The 25,657-nt window shown below is 35.6% G+C and carries 10 protein-coding genes; 4 read left to right on the plus strand and 6 right to left on the minus strand.

Annotation, left to right across the window (positions count from 1 at the left end):
• Positions 1–4: 4 nt before the first annotated feature.
• Both AXG55_RS07550 and AXG55_RS07555 read right to left on the minus strand, forming a co-directional pair.
• Entirely contained in the window at positions 5–2,032 is a 2,028-nt protein-coding gene (locus AXG55_RS07550) for an acetoacetate--CoA ligase (RefSeq protein ID WP_148697515.1), read from the minus strand.
• Between the two features lie 3 nt (positions 2,033–2,035).
• The gene (locus tag AXG55_RS07555; RefSeq protein ID WP_148697516.1) at positions 2,036–2,485 is read right to left on the minus strand and encodes an acyl-CoA thioesterase; all 450 of its coding nucleotides are present in this window, start codon (positions 2,483–2,485) and stop codon (positions 2,036–2,038) included.
• Positions 2,486–2,576: 91 nt separating this feature from the next.
• Between AXG55_RS07555 and AXG55_RS07560 the strand changes: the two genes are divergently transcribed.
• The gene (locus AXG55_RS07560; RefSeq protein ID WP_148697517.1) at positions 2,577–3,560 is read left to right on the plus strand and encodes a FliG C-terminal domain-containing protein; all 984 of its coding nucleotides are present in this window, start codon (positions 2,577–2,579) and stop codon (positions 3,558–3,560) included.
• A gap of 57 nt (positions 3,561–3,617) precedes the next feature.
• On the plus strand, positions 3,618–4,589 hold the full coding sequence (locus tag AXG55_RS07565; protein WP_233231074.1) for a CobW family GTP-binding protein: 972 nt from the start codon (positions 3,618–3,620) through the stop codon (positions 4,587–4,589).
• Positions 4,590–4,632: 43 nt separating this feature from the next.
• On the opposite strand, the gene AXG55_RS07570 is transcribed toward AXG55_RS07565, so the two are convergent.
• A complete protein-coding gene (locus AXG55_RS07570; protein ID WP_148697519.1) occupies positions 4,633–5,265 on the minus strand; it encodes an EcsC family protein in 633 nt (210 codons plus the stop codon).
• Positions 5,266–5,454: 189 nt separating this feature from the next.
• On the opposite strand from AXG55_RS07570, the gene AXG55_RS07575 reads away from it, so the two are divergent.
• Positions 5,455–7,293 (plus strand): hypothetical protein, encoded by a 1,839-nt coding sequence (locus AXG55_RS07575; RefSeq protein WP_233231075.1) that lies wholly within the window; start codon positions 5,455–5,457, stop codon positions 7,291–7,293.
• On the opposite strand, the gene AXG55_RS07580 is transcribed toward AXG55_RS07575, so the two are convergent.
• Entirely contained in the window at positions 7,282–8,385 is a 1,104-nt protein-coding gene (locus tag AXG55_RS07580) for a DsbA family protein (protein WP_148697521.1), read from the minus strand. The genes AXG55_RS07575 and AXG55_RS07580 overlap by 12 nt on opposite strands.
• A 321-nt stretch (positions 8,386–8,706) precedes the next feature.
• Between AXG55_RS07580 and AXG55_RS07585 the strand changes: the two genes are divergently transcribed.
• Positions 8,707–11,490, plus strand: coding sequence for a hypothetical protein (locus tag AXG55_RS07585; RefSeq protein WP_148697522.1), 2,784 nt, complete (start codon positions 8,707–8,709; stop codon positions 11,488–11,490).
• Between the two features lie 7 nt (positions 11,491–11,497).
• On the opposite strand, the gene AXG55_RS07590 is transcribed toward AXG55_RS07585, so the two are convergent.
• Together AXG55_RS07590 and AXG55_RS07595 are read right to left on the minus strand one after the other, a co-directional pair.
• Positions 11,498–12,595: a DsbA family protein gene (locus AXG55_RS07590; RefSeq protein ID WP_148697523.1), complete on the minus strand. Its 1,098-nt coding sequence runs from the start codon at positions 12,593–12,595 to the stop codon at positions 11,498–11,500.
• Between the two features lie 66 nt (positions 12,596–12,661).
• Positions 12,662–25,507: a beta strand repeat-containing protein gene (locus AXG55_RS07595; protein WP_148697524.1), complete on the minus strand. Its 12,846-nt coding sequence runs from the start codon at positions 25,505–25,507 to the stop codon at positions 12,662–12,664.
• Between the last annotated feature and the right edge of the window lie 150 nt (positions 25,508–25,657).

Here is a 25,657-nt window from a genome sequence, read left to right on the forward strand (position 1 = left end):
AAAATCAATCACAACTGAGTTCGGCTAAATTTTTAAAAAAGGACAACGATTCTGGATTTGCCATTGATTCTTTATTTTTAACATCTTGATTATTCACAATATTTCGCACAGCTAATTCTACAATTTTTCCCGATTTTGTACGCGGAATATCTGGAACAGCAACAATTTTAGCGGGGACATGCCTTGGCGAACAATTTACTTTTAATTTTTGTTTAATATTAGTACTAAGATTATCATTCAAAACAATATCTTTTTTTAATTTTAAAAATAAAATAATACGTGAATCATTACCCCATTTTTGATCGATAGCAATACACTCTTCCACTTCATCAAATTGTTCCACTTGTCTGTAAATTTCGGCAGTTCCAATACGCACCCCTCCTGGATTTAAAGTAGCATCGGAGCGACCATAAATAACAATCCCCCCTTGTTTTTTAATTTCCATCCAGTCTCCATGATGCCAAACATTATCAAATTTTTCGAAATAACTAGCATAAAATTTTTTATTTTGGGGATCATTCCAAAAATATAAGGGCTGACAGGGAAAAGGTAACGTGCAGACGAGTTCCCCTTTTTCATCGATAATGCTTTTTCCTTCTTCATTAAAAACTTCGACTTTCATGCCTAAACCACGGGTTTGAATTTCACCACGATAAACCTTCCCCATGGGATTTCCCAAAACAAAACAGGATATAATATCGGTTCCACCTGATAAGGAAGACAAGCAAACCTCTTTTTTAATATTATGATATACAAAGTCAAAACTTTCTGCGACTAAGGGAGATCCCGTCGATCCTATGATTTCTAAATTTTTAAATGAATATTTTTCTTTAGGAATAAAACTGGATTTTCTTACAGCATCAATAAATTTGGCTGAAGTTCCAAAAAATTTAACATTTTCTTGATCAATGAATTCAAATAAAGCTTCACTACCTGGGTAAAAAGGGGAGCCATCATAAAGTAACACGGTACATTCTGAAGCCAAACTGCTTACTAACCATTGCCACATCATCCATCCACAGGTCGTATAATAAAATACTTTGTCACCAGATTTAAAATTACAGTGCAACTTATGTTCTTTTAAATGTTGAATTAATGTTCCACCTGCCCCATGAACAATACATTTTGGAATCCCTGTGGTACCTGAAGAATACATAATATAAAGAGGATGAGAAAAAGGCAGAGGTTCAAAATAAATTTTTTTTAACTTATATTTTTCTAATATTGATTCATATTGTGAAATATTCAATTCCTTATTTAAGATATCTAAATTAGAGTGATTATTATCTTTGAAATAAGAAATCTGAATTGCGTATTTAACCACAGATAATTTATTTAATATTTCTTGAACCTTTTCCAAATTTGAAATAGTTTTACCGTTATATAAATACTTATCCGAAAAAACAAATAAAGTAGGCTTTACCTGACTAAAACGGTCGAGAACACCTTGTACACCAAAATCGGGGGAGCAAAATGTACAAATTAAGCCTAAACTTGCTGCCGCAAGTAAAATAACAATAGTCTCAGGAATATTGGGAATAAAAAATGCAACCCTATCGCCTTTTTTAAGGTTACATTGTTGCATAAATTGCTGCACTTTTGAAACTTCATTATGAAGACATGCCCAGGATAATTTTCTGTATATTTTATTTTCACCTTTGAATATAATAGCATCGGAGTTATCATTTTTCCGTAAAATATTTTCGGAGAAATTTAATTTTGCTTCGGGAAACCATTGTGCTAATTTAAATTGATTTAAATTCTCTACAATAATATTTCCTTTATTTTTTGATTTTATTTCAGAAAAATCCCAAATAGCAGACCAAAAACAGGCAACACCCTGATTGTCTTCATGGGAATCAATTGACCAATTGTATAATTCAGAAAAATTTTTAATTTGCAAAGAATATTTTTGATTTATAAAATTTATAAAATGATGTAGTTGCGAAGAATTTATATGGTTTAAGGAAGGCTCCCAGAGGCATTCGGACGAATGATCAAAAAAAAACGAGGAGCTTCTTTTATGAAACATAGTTTAACTTTCCTCCAAAACAAATTGATGATGTGCAGGACGTCCAAATTTATCGATTTTTACAAATACAAAATCACAATTTAAGATAGTACGGAGTCTATCTTCCCTGTCAATCTGTTTTGCTCTTGTTACACATTCAACAGTAATAGAAGTCATACCTACGGCTTTTACGCGACACAAAAACTCCAACACATCTCCCAATTTTGCAGGTTCGTTAAATAAAACTTCGGATATTTTCTTTGTAACTACATGATGTGTTTTTAATACTTCCATGACAAATATCCCGGCACATTCGTCAGCCCATTGAACCAGGAGACCTCCAAAAAGATTACTCGCCGCATTTAAATGCGCACTCAAAACAAGATGGGAAGTTACACGTTGATAAACATTATTGTTTATTTCAGTCTCACTTGGATTTACGTGTTTAATTTGATTATGATTATGTGTTGACATTAAATTTCCTCAATACCTTGGTTGAATGAACCTAAAATGCTAAAATAATATTTAGCATATCAAAAATCAAATTATTAAGGAAAAAATAAACATGACACCTGGTCAAAAAGCGGCAGCAATTCTTGCCCTCGCAGGTGAAGAAGCTGCAAGTAAATTAATTCAAAATATTCCAGAATATGAAGTTAAAAAAATATTAAGATCATTTAGTAGATTACCAAGATTGAGCGATCAAGATATTGATAACATAGCACAAGAGTTTCTTGAAATCATCAAAAAATTGAATTCAGAAAATAATAAATTTTCAATTGAAAGTGCAAAAAAAATATTAATAACAGCTAATAAATCCATAAAAGATGAAAAATGGATTGAAACCATATCGGATTCTTTTTTAATCGATGAGATCCGAAATATCACAAATGAAATTGATGATAAAACAATAAGCCAATGGATGAAGAGTGAATTACCACAGACAATGTCACTGTTAATTTCCATATGTCTACCCGAAAAAGCCTCTGCTCTTTTTAAATATCTCCAAGAAAATGTGCGAGGTGAAATTATTCTTCGCATAAGCCAAATGAACCATGTCGACACACCCGAATTAGAAAATATGTATGAAGAGCTTGAAAAGCTTAGAAAAAATAGACATACCATCATCACAAGTCCTGGTGGATTTGAAAAAATATTAAGTATGCTACAAGCTTCCTCTCCTGAACAAAGACAAAAGCACCTTGAAGGGATTGAATTGAGAGATCCCGATCTGGCGCAAAAACTCCTCTATGCCCTGGTTTCTGTACGGCGCCTTTCCGAATTAGACAGCAATCATTTGTCTATTTTATGTGCAAGCTTATCCGATAACATCATTTCCCTGGGATTAAGACAGGAACCCGATGAAATTAAAGAAAAATATTTGTCTGCCTTGTCGAAAAAAAGACGGCATATTATTCAAGATGACATGGGTCATAGCAAACAACCTAAAAAAGATGCCGACATCGCCGCCGCACTCATTGTGAAAAAAGCCTTAGAACTCAAAGATGCCGGAAAAATTTTATTTCCATGGGAAGGGACTTTGGTATAAACATGAAATTTAGATTAGGGCACTAGGCCGCACTTCTTTTCATGGAGAATCCTTAGTATGAGTCATAAAGAATACCCCGTTACGGTTGTTACTGGTTTTTTAGGTTCGGGAAAAACAACCCTTTTAAATCGTATGTTACAAGAAAATCATGGTAAAAAAATTGCTGTGATTTTAAATGAAATTGGCGATGTGAATCTTGATTCTGAATTGGTTGTGCAAAGTATTGGCGAAGAACTTAAAATCATGAATAATGGCTGTGTTTGCTGTACTGTTCGTGGTGATCTCACTAAAATTTGTCTCGATCTGATTAAAAAGAAAATCGATTTTGACCACGTCGTTATTGAAACCACAGGCATGGCAGATCCAAGTCCCGTAGCACAAACCTTTTTTATGGATGAAAATTTAAGAAAATATTTTTTTCTTGATGCCGTTGTTACTGTAGTTGATGCAAAATATATCGATCAAAATTTAGCTGAAATTAAAGAAACACAAGATCAAATTGGTTTTGCCGATGTTATTCTTTTGAACAAAATTGATACTATTTCTGACGAGCGCGTTAAAGAAGTTGAAGCAAAAGTAAAATCCATTAACTCCATTGCTAAAATTTTTAAAACAGTCAATTCAAATGTTCAAATTGGCGAAGTTCTTGGTATTAATGCTTTTGATCTTCAAGCAAGAACTGAAATTGATCCTGAAATTACCAAAGAATATCATGAACACAGTCATGACGACGCGATTCAAAGTATTTATTTAGAAGAAACGAGAGCTCTTGATATGGAGCGTCTCAATCGCTTTATGCAATTGGTCATGAGCGAACTGGGCAATCAGGTGTTACGTTATAAAGGCATTCTCAATGTTAAGGGGGAATCGAAACGTATTGTATTTCAAGGAGTTCATACCACCATGGGAAGCAATGAAGATCGCAATTGGAATGAAAATGAAGAACGCAAAACACGCATTGTCTTTATTGGTCGCCATTTGCCTAAAGATGTCTTAGAAGAAGGTCTTGCTCTTTGCGTTGCAAAATAGTGAAATAAAAAAATATGAGACATAAATAATGTTTATTTATGTCTCATATTTTTTTAAAAAATGCTTTTTTTGCAACTTTTCCTATGACATTTGTAGTAAATCCATCAAAAGTACCTCCAATTACGGCACCCAATAAAGGAACAGCTTTGCCAATATTAATAGCCCCTAGTCCTCCAAATCGAGATAATAAGCGAAGAGCAACGGCATTATTGATTTTTTGAATAGTTTCCTGACTTAATTTTTGAAGAACATTTTGAAACAGCTTTGTTCCGATTTCAATACCCACATTTTTTAAAATTTCACTTCCTGCAGAACCACACATACAGGCAAAAATCATTGTTTTTACGCGATCGTCTTTCACATCATAACCATTCATAATCGCAATGGCTGCGATCATTCTCACCTGAACAAATAAAACACTAGCGACATTGGCAGGTATGGCAATAGGAATTGTCAAAACACCTCCCAGCCCCATGGTAAAACCAAAGGCGGCAGACTTTGCATTTTGCCATTTAATAAGTGAATCTATTTGCTCATCCAATGAACCTTCCTGTTTTGAATACTCTTCAGCTAAAGTGAAAGAACTTTCAATGCCTGGTAAAGAGTGAGAAATTGCTTTTTCATACGCCCAATCAAGAGCTTTCATTATTAAAGTCTCATTTAATTTATTAGACATATTTTAAATAATCCCGTACACATGCAAAATTTTCTCATAGGAAAATATTCCTCAATAACTAGGAAAATATATTTAATTTAGCAAAATTTTGTAAACCATTCAGGTACAAAATTAAGAAAATTCAATATCTTCCGAACACTTGCCTGTATAACATAATTCTTATGAAAGACATAAAAATTGCAAAAAAAAATGCGTTTATATACAACTCAATATTTACTCTACTTGAGCTTAATTTTAGCAAATAATTTAAGCAATGCTAGTGATTCACTACCAAATGAACAAAATTGCATAAAATATACAGTGACACAAGGAGAATCATTAATTCAAATATTAAGAAAACATTCTTTATATCCTATTTTTGGAAAAGAAGGTTCTTTGAATAAGACATATAAATTAAATAACAAAGAAGAAACAAAAAGAAAAGAACTTATTTATAAGGGTGATTTATTGTGCCTACCTAAGGTAAAGCAAAATACAATTCTAAGTTCTAATGAAAAAGAAAAAATGATAACAGAAGATAAAAAGAAAATTGATGAGAAAAGCGCAGAATATAAAAAAATACCGCCTGTAGCAGCACAGCCTAAGAATGATGAGTTAATTTATGAATCTACAAAAAGTAAAACAAATATTGATGATGAATATGCAAAATTAACATGCAATAAATATGTTGTTAAAAATGGTGATACTATTATTGGAATTTTGAGAAGCCAATCTCTTTATCCTGTATTTGGAAAAACAGGAAGTCTTTCCGTAGCACTGGCATTAAACAAGCGCGAACACAAAAATGGATATTTGATTTACAAAAATAATATTATTTGTCTTCCCATTAAAACCGAGCTTCAAAAACTTCAATTAACCGCAAAAAATGATAAAATTAAAGACGGAGAAATTATTGAACAAGATAAAGATTTTACCGATAAAGAAAATATTGAAATAAATATGATATCTAAAGAAAAATCAGATTTAAATAATGAAAATAATTTAAAAAATTTTATAAGTAAAAAACCATATGAAAACAATGAAACCTCAAAAAAAACTCAAAAAATATTGACAAAAAGAAATTATAATAATGATGTAAATAATTTACAAATGCAAAAAAACAATAGTATTGCTAAAAATAAGCTAGGATTTAAAAATAAAATTCAAGCCACAAAATGCAATATTTACAAAGCAGAAGAAGGTGAAAAATTAATTGAAATATTACGCAAAAAATCACTTTTACCTATTTATGGAGAAGAGGGCTCTTTTAAAAAGACTTTAGAAGCAAATCCCAATATTCCTGTAAACAATCCCGAATTTCATGAAGGCCAAACTATTTGCTTGGCCGAAGAAAATATAAATAAGTCAGATGTAAATAAAACAAAGACTCCTTCTCGCAATAATCAAATGTTTTATATAGAAGGGGGAGGTCGTTATCTTAGACTTGATGATACTGACTCAAGCACGGGAACATCGGCATCTTTACTTTCTAGAATGATTGTAAGTATGGATGCGGGACTTATTCAAAAATGGACTCCTGATCTTCAAACTTATATAGGCATTAATTACGCTGTCTCACAAATTATGGAATCGGACACATCCGTTGTTATTGGAGGGAGCATCATCCGGCTGACAAATTTTATTTTTGGGGCAAAATATCAATTTGATCCTAGGATATATGGACAAATGGAGCTTGGCTATGGAGATGAACTTTTATTTAGAGCAGTCACAGTGAACACAATTCAAGTCGAAAAAATGTCCACAGCTAAATTAAAAACTTTAGCTGGATATACGCTTTACACAGATGGAAATTTTGGATTTCATGGAGAACTTGGTTTTTTAATAAACACGCCCTTCAATAACGAAATTTATCGTGCAAATTTAGGTACAGGCTTTGAAGCTGCTTTAGCTGGATCATACCAAGGAGAAGACTGGGATTTTAAAGCCCGTGTTTACTATACAAAACATCAAACAAATATTCCCCCCGTTTTATTTACGTATTATGAAACAGGAATATTAATGAGGCTTTCTGTTGATTTACCGCAGTGACTTTAAAGTAGTATCTATTTCATTTAGTGTAATCGAAAGTGGTCTTTGATTCACATAAAATGACGGTACCTCATGAAAACCCCGCACAGAATTCAATTTATTTCTTAAATTTTGCACATAATTAACAGAATCTGGAGAATGTAAACACTTCACAAATTGTTCCTCATTCATATTTAGCTCTTTAACAATATTTATCAAAATTTTTTCTGATTTTTCATAGGAAAGTTTATTTTTATAATTTTCAATAGAATCAAAGACACGATCATGATAATTCCAAAATTGATTTTCATCAATTTTTTTAGTGCAAAACTCTCCTCTTGAAAAGAGAGATCCATTGAGATCATTTACAAGAGGATAATTTACACTAATTAATTTTATTTGATTTGAATTATTTTTAATATAATTTTTTAATTTCTTTTCAACCTCAATACTTTTTGAGTCATTATAATCGTAAATATTCACAAATGTAATATATGAATTTTTATTTCCTCTTGAAGGATATAATGCAAAGTTAAAATCAGTAGGCGGACCTTTAAATGGGGGAAGTAAAAATTTTATCTTATTAGATAAAATATATTCTTGAAGTTTTTTTTCTGCAATATCAGTTCTTTTTTGATTATTTAACTGAAATCTCAATTGCTCTTTAATCTTATCGAAGCTTTGTCCATAAAAAACGATAGGACCATCTTTTTTGAGGTGAAAATCATAGTATTTTTTTAACTCAATTTCTGAAATAGGCTCTATTTTTATAAGTTCATTTAAAGAAGGAATACCCTTCGAAAAATCAGTAACACCATTTTCATTCGCAAGAGCAATTCGAAGTCCTATTTGAGAAGCAAATTCTTTCTCAGCATGATCAATATTTCCTTCTAGATTATAATAATCTATTAAAGCTTCGTTAGGAAGTGCTTCTCCATACCAAATTTTACCATTAACTTCGATTAATTTTTTCCCTAAAAATTGATCTTTCAAGTTTTTATTACTAAAAATATTATAAATATAAAATATAAATATAGATAGAATAATTCCAATAAAAACTCCTGATATTAAATTTTTAAATTTTTTCATGTATTTTACTTCGAAAATAGTCATTTTTTATTTTCCTTTTTTAATATATTTAATATCATAATCATAATGCAAATTTTTGCAAATCAAGACAAATTATTGGCATTTATATAGCAATTTTTTTTACTATGCAATGAAAATTTTACCTAATTTTATGAAAGGTAAAACAGAATACAAAAAAAAATATAAATTATTATTACAATTTGATTAAAATTAACCCTTAAATGGAAGAATTTTCCCTTGTCATTTAAACTAAATTCTATAAAGAAAGAAAAATAAAAGTAAATTTTTAAAAGCCGATAAATTTAAAAGATATAATTTTGTAAGTTTTGATAGGAAATTTGAATTTTGCTTAAACAGAATTATAAAAATTTATTTAATGATATTGCAAAAATGTTTTTAATAGCATTTATGACCATCATTCATAATTTTTGTTTTTCAAATGATGGAGAATATATAAAATATAAAGTTGAAAAATATGATATTTTAGAAAATATTTTATACTACCATGAACTTGTACCTATCTATGGGAAAAATGGTTCACTTGAAAAATTTTTAAAACTAAATCCAACAAAACATTTAGGAAAAGGAAACCTCATTTACCCTGGAGAAATCATAACATTACCAAAATCACTAAAGAAAAGTAACAATTATGAAAGAAAAAATTATGAATTTAGCTCATCATTTATCAATTATCAAAATAAAGAGTTAAATGAAGACCTAGTTTATATCATTTATAAAGTCCAAAAAAATGATATGATTAGTATGCTTTTACAAGCCTTTAAATCATCTCCTATCTATGGAAAATATGGAAAGTTATCAAAAACATTAGATTTAAATCCAAAAAAACGAAAAACTCATGGAGATCTCATTTATCCAAATGAATTCATAATTTTACCTATTAAAATTAATGTACTCCTCAGTCTCTCTGACAGTCAAAAGAACAACATTAAGATTATTAAAAGGGGTACAAATATAAACGAAATAAATAATATTGATAATCAAATAACATTTGATGAGTTGCAAAAAAAATCTGAACTTGATTTAACAAAAAAGAAAGAAGAAATTGAAATTGAAAGATTTTCTCGAGAAAAAGAAGAAAATGATAAAAAATTAAAACTAAGTATGATTCAAAAATTTTCAGCACATTTAGAAAAAGGAAATGTTGTTTTAAAATGGGATGGATACGAATCAAAAAATAAATTTAGCTATGAAATAAAACGCTCATTAGAAAGCAAAAATAAATATTTTTCAATTGCCAAAAATTTAACAAAGAATAGTTATATTGATCAAAATGTAATGCCAAATACAAAGTATTACTATACTCTTGTAATACATGAATTTCCAAATAAAGTAACTCGTTCTGAGGAAATTTCCATTACTTCAGGATTCAATACCATAAAACTATCTGCAAAATTGGTTAAAAATTATGCATTATTAGAGTGGAGCACTTTTAAAGATCCTAAAAATAAAGGCGGCTTAAAATTTACAGTAATGAGATCAGACTCATGTGGCAAAGATTACACAAAAATTGCTGAAAACATATCAATTACGAAATTTAAAGATCAAGAAATTCAAAAAGGAAGCGTTTATTGCTATCAAATTATAGCATTTAATTCATCTGGAGAATCAGAATTATCAAATGAAGCTTTTATTAATACTCCTTTATTGAATACAAATCTTAAAATTAAATTCGAAGATAATATTTTGACTTTATTCTGGGATAAATCTAAGGGAAATATTCCTATTAAATATGAAATATTTAGATCACTCGCAAATAAAGAAAATTTTGAATCATTAGATAAAAATATCAATGAAAATGAATATATTGATTTTTCAGCACAAAAAGGATTTAAATATTTTTATAAGTTAAGAACACATTACGAATCTTCAGGATTTACCGATTCAAACATCGTCTCAATTATAATGAATCCTGAAAAACCCCATAGTATTTTTGCTAAGTTAACATTTAATAATGAAGTCATTATTGAATGGAAAAAATCAATTAATGAATCTGATACGACATATGAAATCATGACTTCTTTTGAAAATGATAAAAATTTCAAAAAAGCAGGAGAAACTTATAGGAAAAATTCGTTTGTCGATACCAATGCTAAACCAGGAATGAAAATTTATTACTATGTGACAGCAATAAATAATGCAGGAAAAAAATCTGACTCTGAAGTTGTTTCTATAATAACAGCACCTAATGCTCCCAAAAATCTTAGGGGAGTCTTAGATAAAAACCAAATTATTTTAAATTGGGATGATGTTCCTTCAAATACTGATATTAAATATGAAGTCAGACGTTCTCAAATTAGTTGTGGAGAATATGAAACTATAGAATCGGAAATTACTACTAGTGAATATGCCGACCTAAATATAAATCCTGAAGAAAAATATTATTATGTTGTTATTGCTAAAACAAAAGGAGGGAAATCTCATAATTCAAATGAAATTTCGATTCAAAGTCACTTAGGAGAACATTTACCAAGTAGTTTGAGGACAACACTTGGTGTGAGATATTTGACATTAAAAGAAACCAATTTACAACGAAATTCTACTTATGCTCTTAATTCGGTAGCAAGCCCAAGCATATTAGTCGATCATATTCATAATTGGCAAGATAATTTTATTACATTTATCGGTGGTGGTGTATTGTATTTAGATATGATGCAATCGCCAATTTATATCATGCCAAATAGACAATTTTATTTATTTGAAGGCCATTTTGGAGCAGAATATCAGACACCAATGAATATTTATTTACGCGCTGAAATGTCTTTAGATCAAGAAATTGTTTATCAATCTGTAGGATATAATACAATGCAAGATCAATCAGTATATATTTCAGATCTAAAATTTTTAGTTGGTTACACATTTTTTACAGAAAAAAACTTAAAAGCACAGGCGGAAGGTGCATTTATTTTATCCTCCCCCTTAAGTTATCAAATTAATAATTTTGGACTAGGATATGAAGGTGCTATAAAAGTTTCACAACAAAATTCTGCTTTTGATATAGGAGGCAGGCTCTACTATTCAAACAGAAATATCATCGCACCAAATGTAAAATCAAATATTATTGAATATGGTATTATGGGTCAAATTTCAATTGAACTTGGAAATCAATAGAATTTTATCATTTAACTTCATCTTTCAGAGTATTTTCTAATTCTTGTAAAGAAACACGGACTGAGCGTTTATTTATATAAAAGCTGGGAGCTCCTTTAAATTCACCCGATGCATATAATTTATTCTGAACATTTTGAAGCTCAATCCTTATATTATTTGAATTTAAACATGAACTAAATTTATCAATGTCTAAATGTGCTGACTTGGCAACTTGGATCACTTCTGCATTCATCTTAGCCGAGTCATTCAATATACGCTGTTCATCAGCACTTGGAAGTGATTTTTTGAATGATAAATTATTAAAATTCCAAAATTGTTCCTGTCCTTGTTCTTTCGCACAATAGGCACCTTTTGCAAAAAAACCATTTATACTATTCTGGAACTGGGAATATGGGATATTTATAAAATTTATTTTTGATGAAAATTTTTTATATAATTCTTCAATTTTTGGTTCTATTTCTCTACTTTTTGGATCCATATAATCCACAACACTTACAAATGTGATGTTATTATTTTCATTACCTCTTTTTGGAAAAATCGATGTATCAAGACTAATGGGGGCACCAAGGGGAGCACTTAAAAGAACTTTAAATTTACCTGAATTTGTAAGCTCACCAATTTTATTTTTAGACATTTCGTTTATTTTTTCATGAGTCAGTTGGTAGGCTATTTGCGGTTTTAATTTTTCAAAACTTTGCCCTGCAAAGACATTAGCTCCCATTTTATGGATCATGTCATCATAATATTTCCTGATTTCTGAATCATTTACTTTTGAATTGACAAAAAGATCAGATAGTTTAGGAATGTTTTCTTTATTTGCGATTTTTCCCTTTTCAGATGCTAATTCAATTCTTAATCCCAATTGTTCAGCAAAATATTTTTGTGAATTGTATATGCTATTTTCAATATTATAGTATTCCACTAGAAGATCATCTGGTAAATCGGCCGTAGTCCATACTTTGCCATTTACAGAAACTAAATTTTTAATAATTAATTTATTTGGTAAATTATTATCATAGCTATGAATAAATAATGTCAATGAAACACCTAAGGAAACACCAGATGAAATTAATAAAACAGATTTAATAAAATTTTTCCTATTCATAAATCCCCCTTTTTCTAATTATAGAGAGAACTTTTTAATTGAATATAGTCAAATTTATGTCTGAATTTAATAAATAGAAATACCGTAACCACTTCCAAATCCTGAAGCACTTAAACAACCCGATGCATTTGGTATGGTTCCATTTGAAGCAATTGCGCAGGTATAAACAGTTCCTGATGAATTAATAATATACACATTATTATTATTTGGATTGCTTGTAATTGCCCAAATTGTTCCAAATCCTGTCGTTTTGGAGCAAGATGTACTGTTTGGAAAGGTACTAGAACTCAAAGAGCAAGCAAAAACATATCCATTGTTATAATCACCCACATAAGCAAATCCTCTATTGTAAGCTAATCCCCAGGCATTTGTAAAGGTGAATGATTTCGGACAAGAACCTGCATTTGGAACAATCGTACCACCCGTCAAAGGGCATGAATACACACTTCCAGAGGCTGCATATCCATCGAAATAAATATAACCATTGCTCACAAATCCTGCATAGGGTCCTGAAAAACCAGTGGCTAGGGAGCATCCACCTGGCCCAGGCACAACACCATTGCTCAACGGACAAGAATAAATTTTATTATTGCTATATAAAACAACATAAACATAATTGTTCGCTGTAAAAATTGTAGGATAGCTATCACCAAAACCACCTATTGAATTGCATCCCGCAGATGTTGTAGGTATTTTATTGTTTGTAATCGGACACGAATACACAGTCCCACTTGAATTCACAGCATATAAATAAGTACTCGATGAAGTAATGCTGACACCACTGCCAAAACCCGAAGATTGCGTACAACTTCCCGCACTAGGAAAGGAATTATTACTATTTAGAGTACAGGTATAAATTGTGCCTGTGACACTTGCCGTAAATGCTAAAGGAACAGGAGTGGGAAAGTTGCTTGTATATGCGGTTCGTATGGTTTCAAGTTGCGCAAAAGTCAATGCTTGCGAAGTCCATGCCGCTGCAAAAGGTAGATATCCATTTAAAGTTTTATTTGTTTGTGTAGAATTTTGTGGATAATTTCCTAAAATAAAATTTCCGCTACCGAATGCTGTTGTATTCGCCGTAGGAGTTCCAATATTACCATTAATATCATATGTTATATTAGATCCACTTAAAGAACGTCCTACAAAATTATATCCCGTATTGGAGTTTGAAATTGTCGTAAGTCCAATATCATCAAAAATAGTCGTATTCGAACCTATATTGTAACCAATTCCATGAAATGATCGGGAAGAGGTATTTGAACTATAGCCTATTATCCCATTATATGAAGTACTTGAGCTAGGAGTTTGTGCATAAGCAACCATGGTAGAAGGTTGGTTATTGAAAAAAATTGAATTATTTGAAATCGCAATTCCATAATTAGGGGCAGTTGCTAATGCAGAATTCCCTAAAACTCCATTTTTATCCCAAGTGTAAGCCGAATTTGTGATTGAGGCATTATGAGCATTACAATATAAATCATAAATCGTCGTATTATTTGAACTTCCATATCCTGCGTTTTGACTATTTTGAATAGCATAAAAAATATCAGGAAAACTCTGATTATTTGTGATTAAATTATCTAAAAATGATTTGATTTGATTTTGACCCGCTGTTGTTAAAGAGTTTCCTGCTACAGAGCTCACGCGCGTTGCATATGCACTCAAAATATTTGCCGTCACAATTCCATTGGTACTAGAAGAAACACCATTATTGCATGCTGTATTTGATCCCACAGGATTTGTACAAGTCACACAATAGGAAATAACGCGACAAGCATCACTGGACTGTGTGGTATACGCCGAAGTTGTTACATTTGTTAATAAATTATTGGCATACCATTTATTGACACAATTTGACGTATCACTCCATGTGCCATGCGAACCTGTTAAAACTGTCCCTGAATTCGCAATAATTCCTGAGGAAGTTCCATTTGTAAAGGTAACTTGATCGGAAGATGATTTTATGGGCGCGCTAAAAAATAAGCTCGCTTCATTTGAATTCCCCGTTGCTACTGGATAAGCATTTTTCGCCGTTACAACATAATAATACGTTGAACCAACAGAAGGACTTAAATCAGAACAGGTCACTGTTGAAGAAATACCTGTAGAGCAAGTACCTTGAGTTATATTTCCATAATTTGATCCTGTAGTTGTTGAACGCTGTGCAGTATAAGTAATAGGTGCATTTCCAGGACTGGCATTCCAGGTTAAAGTAACAGAACTTGCACCGGATATTGTTGCAACCAACCCTGTAGGAGCTGTGGTTTGTGTTGTCGTATTAGCTATATTTGAATTGGCTGTAGGACTCAAAATGGCGGCGCCATTGGAAGCCTGAACAATATAATAATATAAATTCCCTGCTGTCACGCTGGTATCTGTACATGTAGTTGTAGAAACACTGGTATTACAAGTGCCTGAAGAAATAGCGCTATAAGTGCCATTACTATTAGAAGAACGCAAAACATTATAAGTGATAGATGAATTACCAGGACTTGCTGTCCAGGAAAGATTTACATTCGTACTGCTAGTGGCTGTGGCAACTAATCCTGAAGGAGCTATAGTAGGAACAATAACAGATGCTTGAGTTGAGTTTCCTGAAGCAACCGTACCCGTCTGCGCCGTAACTACATAATAATAAATTACACCTGGAGAAATATTCGTATCTTCACAACTTAACGTTGAAGTTATGGGCGAACTACAAACACCAGTTGCAATAGCCACATAATTTGTACCGCTGGTTGTAGATCTTAACACGTTATAAGTCACAGTGGCAGAACCAGGACTCGCCGTCCAACTTACCGTAACAGCTGATGTGCTATTGGCAGTAGCTGTTACGGTCGTGGGCGCTGTGGTCGTTGTCGTCCCATTAGCTTCTGTTGAATTTGCAGATGTTGTACTGCTGGCCGCTTGAGCTGTCACCACATAGTAATAAGTTGTGCCCGCAGCAACACTTGTATCCGTACAAGTCGTAGTAGAAGTTACCAGAGACGCGCACGTTCCAGATGTAATTGGAGAATAAGGACCTTTTGTCACTAAAGAGCGACTGACAACATAAGTCATTGTTGAGGAGCCAGGGCTCGCCGTCCAAGAGAGATTCATTTGCGAGGTTGTTGTCGCTGTTGCCACTAAGTTTGTCGGAGCTGCCGTCGGCGTTGTTGTTGAAACAGCAGTAGAAGGTGGCGTTGTATTTCCTCCCACAGTCGCAGTAATTACATAATAATAAGTATTTCCAGCCGTTACGCTTTCATCGGTACATGTGATTATGGGAGAAACCACTGCGGCATTACAACTTCCTGTTGCTATAGCAGAAAAAGGTCCTGCTATAGCGTTTGCCCGCTTAACAGTATATGTAATTGCCGCTGTTCCAGGACTTTTTGTCCATGAAATAACAACTTCTGTAGAGGAGCTCGCTGTCGCAGCTAAATTTGTAGGTGTGGTGGTTTTTGTTGTTGCTGAAGTTTCTGTAGATTGATTCAAACTTGCCGCTGCCGGGCTCACCTGAATCACATAATAATATTTAATTCCTGCGGTGACATTTGTATCTTGGCAAGTAGACGTGGGAGAGGTGATCGTACCCGAACACCCTCCCGATGTAATGACGCTGTATCCTGTACCCTGCGTTATAGAACGAAGAACTGTATAAGTAATTGTGGCTGTGCCCGGACTTGACGTCCATGAAACATTAATTTGTGAATTACTTACAACTGATGCCAAGGGGGACGTTGGCGGAGTGGTAAATGTAGTCAAGGCAAATTCTGTTGACTTTACAGAGGAACCCGTTGAATTATTAGCAATAATTATATAATAATATGTTGTACCCGCAGTCACATTGTTATCCGCACAAGTGAGACTTGTAATAGCAGTACATCCCGTCACAGGATCATAAGGACCGCCCAAAGTTAAAGAACTTTTTAAAGAATATGTTGTTCCTAAAGCATTTCCTGTTATTGCTGACCAACTGAGTTGATTTTGTGTTGCACTATTAGAAACCCCCGTTAAATTCGTAGGAGCACTCGGATAAGTCGTAACAGCTAATTCATTTGAATTGCCCGTTGGGGTTGTCGAATTAGAAGCAGTGACAACGTAATAATAAGTATTTCCTGATGAAACACTTGTATCAGAACAAGAAGTAGCTACTAAATTACCACTACATCCGCCCGTCGTAAGTGCAACATAATTTGATCCTTGAGTTGTAGATCGCGAAACAACATAGGTAATGCCAGAATTACCAGGACTTGCGGTCCATGTTAAATTTGCAGCTGAAGTGCTCACAGAGCTTAAAGTTAACCCTGTGGGAGCCGTTGTAGGTAGAGTGACTTGTTTTTCTGAATTAGACGAAATATTTCCCGAAGCGTTCACTGCTTTAACTCTAATATAATATAAATTACCAGGAGATAATCCTGTTAATACAGCAGATGTTGTCGTAATAGAGCCCTGACTACCCGTATAGGTATTTGAAGCCAAGCCATACTGAATCGTATAACTGCTTGCCCCAGAAGATGCTCCCCAAGAAATATTAGCTGAAGTTGTACTTGCTGCCGTTGCAGTAGTAATATCGAATGTTCCTATTGGAGTGGCACTCACTTCTGAACTTTGAACAGTTCCGCCGGTAGATAAATTTGCAATTAAAGCAAAATAATAAAGAGTTCCATTAGTTAATCCCGTTGCAGTACAAGTTAAAATACCAGAAGAAAGTGAACTGCATCCTGTAGCAGCAGTACCCGATGCCGCACTTCCCGAAACTGTAGAATATTTAATGTTATAGTTTGTTGTATTTGTAATGCTACTCCAACTAAAAGACACTTGAGCAGAGGCAATTCCTGTTACATTTAAGGAACTGGAAAAAGGCGTTCCGGATGATTCCGCCGTATTTGCTGTTGCCGTTGAATTTATTCCTGTATTATTTGCAAATACTGTAAAATAATAAGTCGTACCGTTTACTAATCCTGTTACGGTACAAGTTGTCGTAGCAATAGCAATACAACCTGTTACGTTAGAACCTGTACCAGAACCCCCTGATGAAGTGGATTGTTTCACTGTATAATTTGCAGCTCCCGTAGCGGTTCCCCAATTTACAATCAGTTGATTTGCAGAAGAACTGATACTTGTGATTGAAAAAGAGGCAATAGGCGTTACTGAAATTTCAGAGGAAGGGAGTGAATTTCCTCCTGAAGTCTTTGACAAAACTGTATAATAATAAGGTGTACCTGCGGTAACAGACGAATCACTATATGCTGTTGTGCTAATGCCTGAGGAGATTGTGGAATAGGAAGAACCTGAGACAGTGGAACGATTTAAAGTATAAGTTATCAGTGAAGATGTCCCTGAAGTAGCTGTCCAATTTAAATTAACAGTACTTCCATTTGCTGTCGCTGAAAATCCTGAAGGAACTGTAGACAACGTAACAGCAGAAAGTTCACTAGAATTTGTTGAAGCCCCCGCTGAGTTTGCCGCACTCACGACATAATAATAGGCCGTACCTGCTGTTACGTTAGAATCAGTACAAGTCAGGGCGCTAATAGTCACGCAGCTTGTTACATTAGAGTAAGGTCCACCACTCACGCTCGAACGCATTAATGTGTAAGTATTACTTAAACTCCCAGGACTTGCGGACCAAGCTAAAACAAGAGAGGTCGTTCCTACAACATTTACAGTTAAACCTGTTGGAGCTGCTGTTTTAGTAGATGCATTCGCTTCACTGGAAGAACCCGATGGGCCTGCTGTATTATTCGCAATAACAACATAGAAGTACTGCGTACCCGGATTTGCAGTTGAGTCGGAACAACTGCTTCCCGAAACCAAGCCACCACATCCTCCGGTTGTGAGAGCAGCATAACCTGTTCCTGTCGTAACAGAACGCTGAACAGTGTATGTCACAGCGCCAATAGGAGCTGTCCAAGATAAATTAATAGAAGTGGTTGTTGCGGCTGTTGCCGTTAAACCTGTCGGTGCTGTGGTAAAAGTTGTAGCAGAGGCTTCATTAGAACTCCCCGAAGTGCCTCCTGCATTAGAAGCTTTCAAAATATAATAATAAGTAACACCTGAAGATGCTGTCATATCAGAACAGGAGCTTGTCGAAGAAGTCAGTGTTCCTGAACAACTTCCGCTTGCAATAGGAAGATAGCCTGACCCAATCGTAGTGGAACGCGTGACAACATAGGAAATGTTCGAATTCCCCGTGCTTTGTGTCCATGACAAATTAATTGTTGAATTATTTATCGCGCTTGCCGTTAAACCCGTGGGTGCGCTGGGAATCACAGATGCGTTTACTTCAGCAGAACTACCAGTGGAAACCCCCGCACTTTGCGCATTCACAACATAATAATAGATATTGCCAGATATGACACTCGTATCCGTGCATGTGGTTGCACTGACGGCAGAACTACATGTTCCTGCGGTTATGGGAATGTATCCAGTTCCACTGTTCGAAGATCTTAAAACCGTGTAAGTTACTGAGGCTCCTGGACTTGCAGTCCAAGTTAGTGTCACTGTGGCACTAGTTACTGATGCCGCCAAACCCGTAGGAATTGTCGTAAAAGTAGTAGCATTCGCTGCTGTAGAAGGAGCTGACGATCCCCCAGCTGTATTCGCACTCACAACGTAATAATAAGTGGTTCCAGGACTTGCTGTTTGATCTGAACAGGAGGTACTCGATATTGAGCTACTGCATGTGCCTGAAGAAATAACATTATATCCAGTTCCTAAAGTAAGTGAACGCTTTACAGTATAGGTAACACCTGATGGATCACCTGGGCTAGCTGTCCAAGTTAAATTTATTGTTGTACTTGATTGAGCGGTTGCTACAAGATTTGTTGGGGCCGACGTATAAGTTGTGGCAAATGCTTCGTTAGAAGTTCCTAGAGATCCTGCAGCGGTAACAGCTGTTACGATATAGTAATATTTAACGCCAGGGGTGCCACTGGTATCTGAACAAGTAGCTGTAGGAGAGACTACGGCAGTGCTGCAAGTACCACTGGAAATAGTTCCATACCCAGAACCAGATGTTAAGGAGCGCGTTATAACATAAGTAATTGATGCCGTACCAGGACTGATCGTCCATGACAAATTAATTGTCGAAGTATTTGCAGCTGTAGCTACAAGATTTGTCGGCGGGGTGGTAAATGTTGTGGCCGTTGCTTGGCTTGAATTGAGCGTTGATAACCCTGATACCGTTGCTTTCACAACGTAATAATAAGTCATACCTGGAGCAGCACTGTCATCGCTGCAAGTAAGTGCACTCACAGAACTGCTACAGGTTCCCGCTAAAATGGCAACATAACCACTTCCATTTGTTGTTGAACGCGTGACAGTATATGTGATTGAAGCCTGACCACTACTGGCACTCCATGTGATTGTGACATTAGTTGGACTTTGGGCAGTCGCCGTAACACCGGTTGGAATTGTGGAGTAAGTCGTTGCACTGGCTTCATTCGAAGCCCCCGAGATTCCCCCATTAGTAGAAGCTTTTACAATATAATAATAAGTTGTCCCAGGATTGGCACTCGTATCCGTACAACTTGTTGCAGGAGATGACACACCGCTGCTGCATGTCCCACTTGAAATAGGGACATATCCAGAACCCGACATTGTGGAACGAGTCACTATATAACTAATAGAAGCTGTTCCCGAACTCCCCGTCCAAGAAATATTGATCGTTGTAGAATTTGATGCTACGGCGGTTAAATTCGTTGGAGCCGCAGCCTGACCTGTTAATGAAGCCTCAGTTGAGGGCAGAGTAGATCCTGCTGAATTCTTTGCAGTAACTACATAGTAGTAAACATTACCAGATGAAACATTTGTATCTGTGCACGACAATGCAGAAATATTAATACAACCAACAACATTCGTATAAGGACCTCCCGTAACTGAAGAACGACCCACAGTATAGGTTATGGGCTCAGAGCCTGGGCTTGCCGCCCAAGAAAGTGAAGCAGTCGTAGCACCGCTCGAGCCGGCACTTAAATTCGTAGGAGATGTCGTTGGTGTAACAACATTAGCTTCAATAGAATTTAAAGTTGTCATTCCCGCAATAGCAGCTGTGACGACATAATAATATTTTACACCTGGTAATACACTGGTATCGTTGCAAGTGAATGTTGGGGAACTTATAGCAGAGCTACATGTTCCTGTATTTATTGGTAAATAGTCCGACCCTGAAACAACTGATCTTGATACATTATAAGTGATTAAAGCATTACCAGGACTTGCATTCCAAGTAATATCGACCAAGGAACTGCTAGCTGCTGATGCGGATAAATTTGTCGGAGGCGATGTTTTTGTTGTAACGGAGTATTCTGAATTAGAAGTTACACTACCCTGTCCGTTTTCCGCTGTCATTCGAACATAATAAGTTGTACCAGCTGAAAGTCCCGATATTGTAGCTGGAGAGCTGCTAAAAGGCCCATTTGTAAAAGTATAACTATTCGAAGATATTCCATATTTTACATTGTATTGCGTCGCCCCCAAAGCAGTACTCCAAGAGACTTGAGCAGAAGACGAGCTCAATGCTGTTAAAGATGAAATATCAAATATGCCGATAGGAGTGGCAAAAACTTCTCCACTTGTAAAAGTGCCTCCTGAGGATAAATTTGCAACTAAGGCAAAATAATATTTTGTACCATTGGTGAGTCCCGTAGCCGTACACGTGAGTCCTGTTACAGAATTACATCCCGTAGCAATCGTATTTCCTGCAACTGCATTTCCTGAAGTGGATGAAACATAAATAGTATAGTTGGTTGCATTTGTTACAGCGGTCCAATTTAAGTTTACTTGACTCGTTCCTGCTAAAATATTTGTAAAGGGCGAAGCAAAAGGAGTATTTGCAATCTCACTTGTGGAATTGGAAGCAGTTGAACTTACTCCTGTATTATTAGCAAAAACGGTATAATAATAAGTCGTATTATTCGTTAAACTGGTTATGGTGCAAGAAGTTGTTGCAATAGAAGTGCAGCTTGCCACAGAGGTGCCATTGGAAGATCCTCCCAAAGTTGTTGATTGTTTCACAGTATAATTTGTAGCTCCGGTGGCAGCAGACCAGGTTAAACTTATTTGAGTGGGAGATGCGGAGTTTGTCAAAACGGAAAAAGAATTTATAGGCGTTACCGAAATTTCACTTGAATTTCCTGAATTTCCTGCACTCGTAACGGATTGAATGACATAATAATAAATAACGCCATTAGAGACTGAAGTGTCTGTATAACTCGTCGTTGTTAAATTTGATTCAATAACCGAATATGGACCTCCAGAAGTTTGGGATCGATTTAGAATATAAGTAATTCCGGCAGTTCCTGAACTGGCGTTCCAAGTAAGAGAAACTTTTCCACCACCCACCGATGTGGCAGCCAGTCCTGAGGGCGCCCCGGCAAAGGTTGAAGCCGCTATTTCTGTCGAAAAAGAAGATGTTCCCCCACCTAATGTCGTAGCTGTAATAACATAATAATAAGGGGTTCCAGCGGCAGCACTTGTGTCCGTACAAGTTGCTGTAGGTGAAGTCATCACAGAGCTGCAAGTTCCAGAAGAAATGCCCACATAACCAGAGCCACTCGTTGTGCTTCTTAAAACCTGATATGTGATAACTGCCGTCCCAGGACTTAAAGCCCACGTCAATGTTATTTGTGTGCTGCTTGATGCTATTGCGCTTAAGGGATTGGGGGCTGTCGTAAAAGTTGTTGCATTCGCTTCATTAGAAGGTGCTGAATTTCCACCTGACGAAGTACTTGCTTTCACAATATAATAATATTTTGTACCTGGAGATCCGCTTGTGTCGGTACAAGTTGCAGTTGGAGATACAATACCCAAACTGCATGTACCAGAGCTAATAGCATTATAGCCAGACCCTGAAGTTACTGATCTCATTACAGTATATGTAATATTTGCACTTCCCGAACTTGCTACCCAAGTCAAATTTATTGTTGCCGTATCAGTTGAAGATGCCGTCAATCCTGTAGGAGGAACGGCAAATGTGGTAGCACTGACTTCGGTTGAATTTGTTGAAATTCCTCCCGCCGTAGTTGCATTCACAATATAATAATAAGTTGAAGCTGGGGAAGCGCTGGTATCGGTACATGTCACTGTGAGAGAGGAAATAGGACTACTGCAAGTTCCTGTTGAAATGGGAGCATAGTTACTTCCCATTGTTGATGAACGCATTACATTATAGGTGAAAGACGCATTACCTGGACTTGCAGACCAGGTTATTGATATCGATGTGGAACTCAAAGCGGTTGCAGAGACACTTTCAGGAGGATTTGTTTTTGTTGTCCCTATTGCTTGCGTTGAAATGGAAGACATTCCCCCTGCTGTTGATGCTGTGACGACATAATAATAGTTTGTTCCAGGTAAAGCGCTTGTATCTGTGCAAGTGAATGTAGGTGAAGTAATTGGAATACTACAACTTCCATTGGTTATGGCAGTGTATCCGGAGCCAGATGTATTGGATCGCGTCACTATGTAGGTAATAGGAGCTGTCCCTGGACTTGCGGTCCAACTCAAAGTTAAAGAAGAGGTTGTAGCCAAAGATGTAGATAATCCTGTAGGAGCGGTTGTATAGGTTGTCGCATTGGCTTCCAAAGAAGGTGAAGAAACTCCGCCCGATGTTGTTGCCTTAACAACATAATAATAAGTGACACCGGGGGAGGCGCTTGTATCGGTACAAGTGGTCAAAGAAGATGTCACCACTGCACTACAAGTACCCGAAGTTATTGCCACATATCCCGATCCACTCGTTATGGAACGCGTCACTGTATAGGTAATAGAAACATTTCCAGGACTGGCATTCCAACTTAAATTGATAGTCGAAGTCGATAAAGAGGCCGTCGAAGCCACTAAATTTGTGGGAGCTGTTGTGTAGGTTGTCGCATTGGCTTCATTCGAATTTGCTGTCGTAGTGCCGCCAGCTGTAGCTGTAACAACATAATAATATTTAGTTCCTGGAGATACTGTAGAATCAACACAGGAAGTCACCCCAGTTAAATTACTACACACTCCTGAAAAAGATGCATAATCACTTCCCGGAGTATTTGACCGCAAAACATTATATGTAATTAGAGATGCTGTTCCTGTGCTTGCCGTCCAACTTAAATTTATGGAAGAGGAACTTGCTGCGGTTGCCGTTAATCCACTGGGAGATCCGACGGGCGTAACAACTCCAGCTTCATTCGAATTTCCAGAAGTCACCCCTCCTGCCGTAGCTGTTACGACATAATAATATTGAATCCCTGCTGTCGTGCTGGTATCGGTGCAGCTTGTTCCCGAAACACTGCTGCTACAAGTTCCGCTTGAAATTAAAGCATAACCCGTTCCACTGGTAATTGATCGTTTTACTACATAGGTTACAGCGACATTGGCAGAGCTGGCTTGCCAATTTAAAGTAACAAAATTAGATGCTGTTGCCGTTGCAGTCAAAGACGCGGGAGGAGTGGCTAAGGTTGTCACCATTCCTTCACTTGATTTAGGTGAAGTACCACCAGAAGTTGTTGCTGTAACAATATAATAATATTGAGTGGCTGCCGTTAAGCTCGAGTCAGAACATGTGTTTGTTGTTAATCCTGTACAACCTGCAACAAGGGAATAATTTCCACCTGACAGCGTGGTTCGACTGACCTCATATGTAATTAAACCTGCTGTTCCACTGCTTCCCGTCCAAGTAAGATTTAAGGAACTGGAAGTAACTGAAGAAAAGGCAAGCGCTGTCGGTTTGGCAGGAGGTGTGATGACAGAAAGCTCACTGGAAATTCCAGAACTTGCGGTAGAATTATTCGCAACAAGAACATAGTAATATTGAGTGGCTGCTGCGACGGTAGTATCTGTGCAATTTAGAACGCCTACTAAAGAACAACCAGTGACATTGGAATAGGGTCCTCCAGAAACAGAACCCCTCTTTAAAGTATATGTGATTGTTGAATTTCCTGCATTTTGCAGCCAATTAAAGTTTACAGAACTTATCGTTAAATTCGATGCCGTAAGTCCCATCGGAGGACTGGGCGGCGTTGTGGCCGATACTTCTGATGAATTAGGAGAAATCCCTGCATTATTGCTTGCTACAACAACATAATAATATTTTGTTCCAGATAATGCCGTAGTATCAGAATAAGTTAATGAGCTTAGTCCTGAGTCAATCACACCATAAGGTCCCCCTGAAACCAAAGAACGATTCACTTGATAAGTTATCGTTCCTACGCCTACAGCGGCATTCCAACTTAAATTTATTTGTGATGAAGAAAAAGCCGTAGCAATAACACCTGTAGGTGCGTTGGGAGGAGTTGTGGGAGTGCCTAAGGCTTGGTTGCTTATGACTGTCCCAATGCTATTTGTTGCAGTAATCAAAAATTGATAAGTTGTTCCGTTCACAAGATTCGGAATTACGGCGTAATTATTTGTTACTCCTGTAATTGTGTTGGTATAAGGTCCGGGATAAACCCCATAGCTAATGGTGTAAGAATTTACGACATCAACACCAGTCCAAGACAAATAAATTTCTTTATTTCCTGCAAGTGCAACCAATGAATTAAATGCCCCTGGTGTTGCAGCTACTTCATTTAAAGAATTCACAGTTCCATACAAATTTTCGGCCATTACTTTAATATAATATCTTGTTCCGTTATTTAAATTTGGAATCACACATACTGTTAATGCAGTGCAATTTGAAAGTGAATTTGAATAATTTCTAGAAGAAGTTCCATACATAACTGTATAAAAATCAGCTTTATCAGCAGCCCCCCAAATTAATGATATCTGACCGGAAGTTGCTAAAGTATCGGTAATTGTAAAACTGTTTGGAGTTGACAAAAAAGGGGCATTCTCATTATCAACGTGCGAATTTTTTCCTCCTAAAGGATTAAAATTACAACCTGTTAATAAAAGAATTATTAAAAAAATAAAATAATATTTTCTTAAAACACAAGTGTTTACCAACGTTTCCTTCCTACACACAAGTATTCTCTAATTTTATTTTTACATTCATTGCTTATTTTTTATATATTTTTAAAATGCAAATTGTTTCTATTATTTAAAAAAAATGACTTTATTTATACTCATGATCGACTTTGTATTTTTGGCTCAATT

It is taken from the genome of Silvanigrella aquatica (assembly GCF_001907975.1).
GTDB classification, from domain to species: Bacteria; Bdellovibrionota_B; Oligoflexia; order Silvanigrellales; family Silvanigrellaceae; genus Silvanigrella; species Silvanigrella aquatica.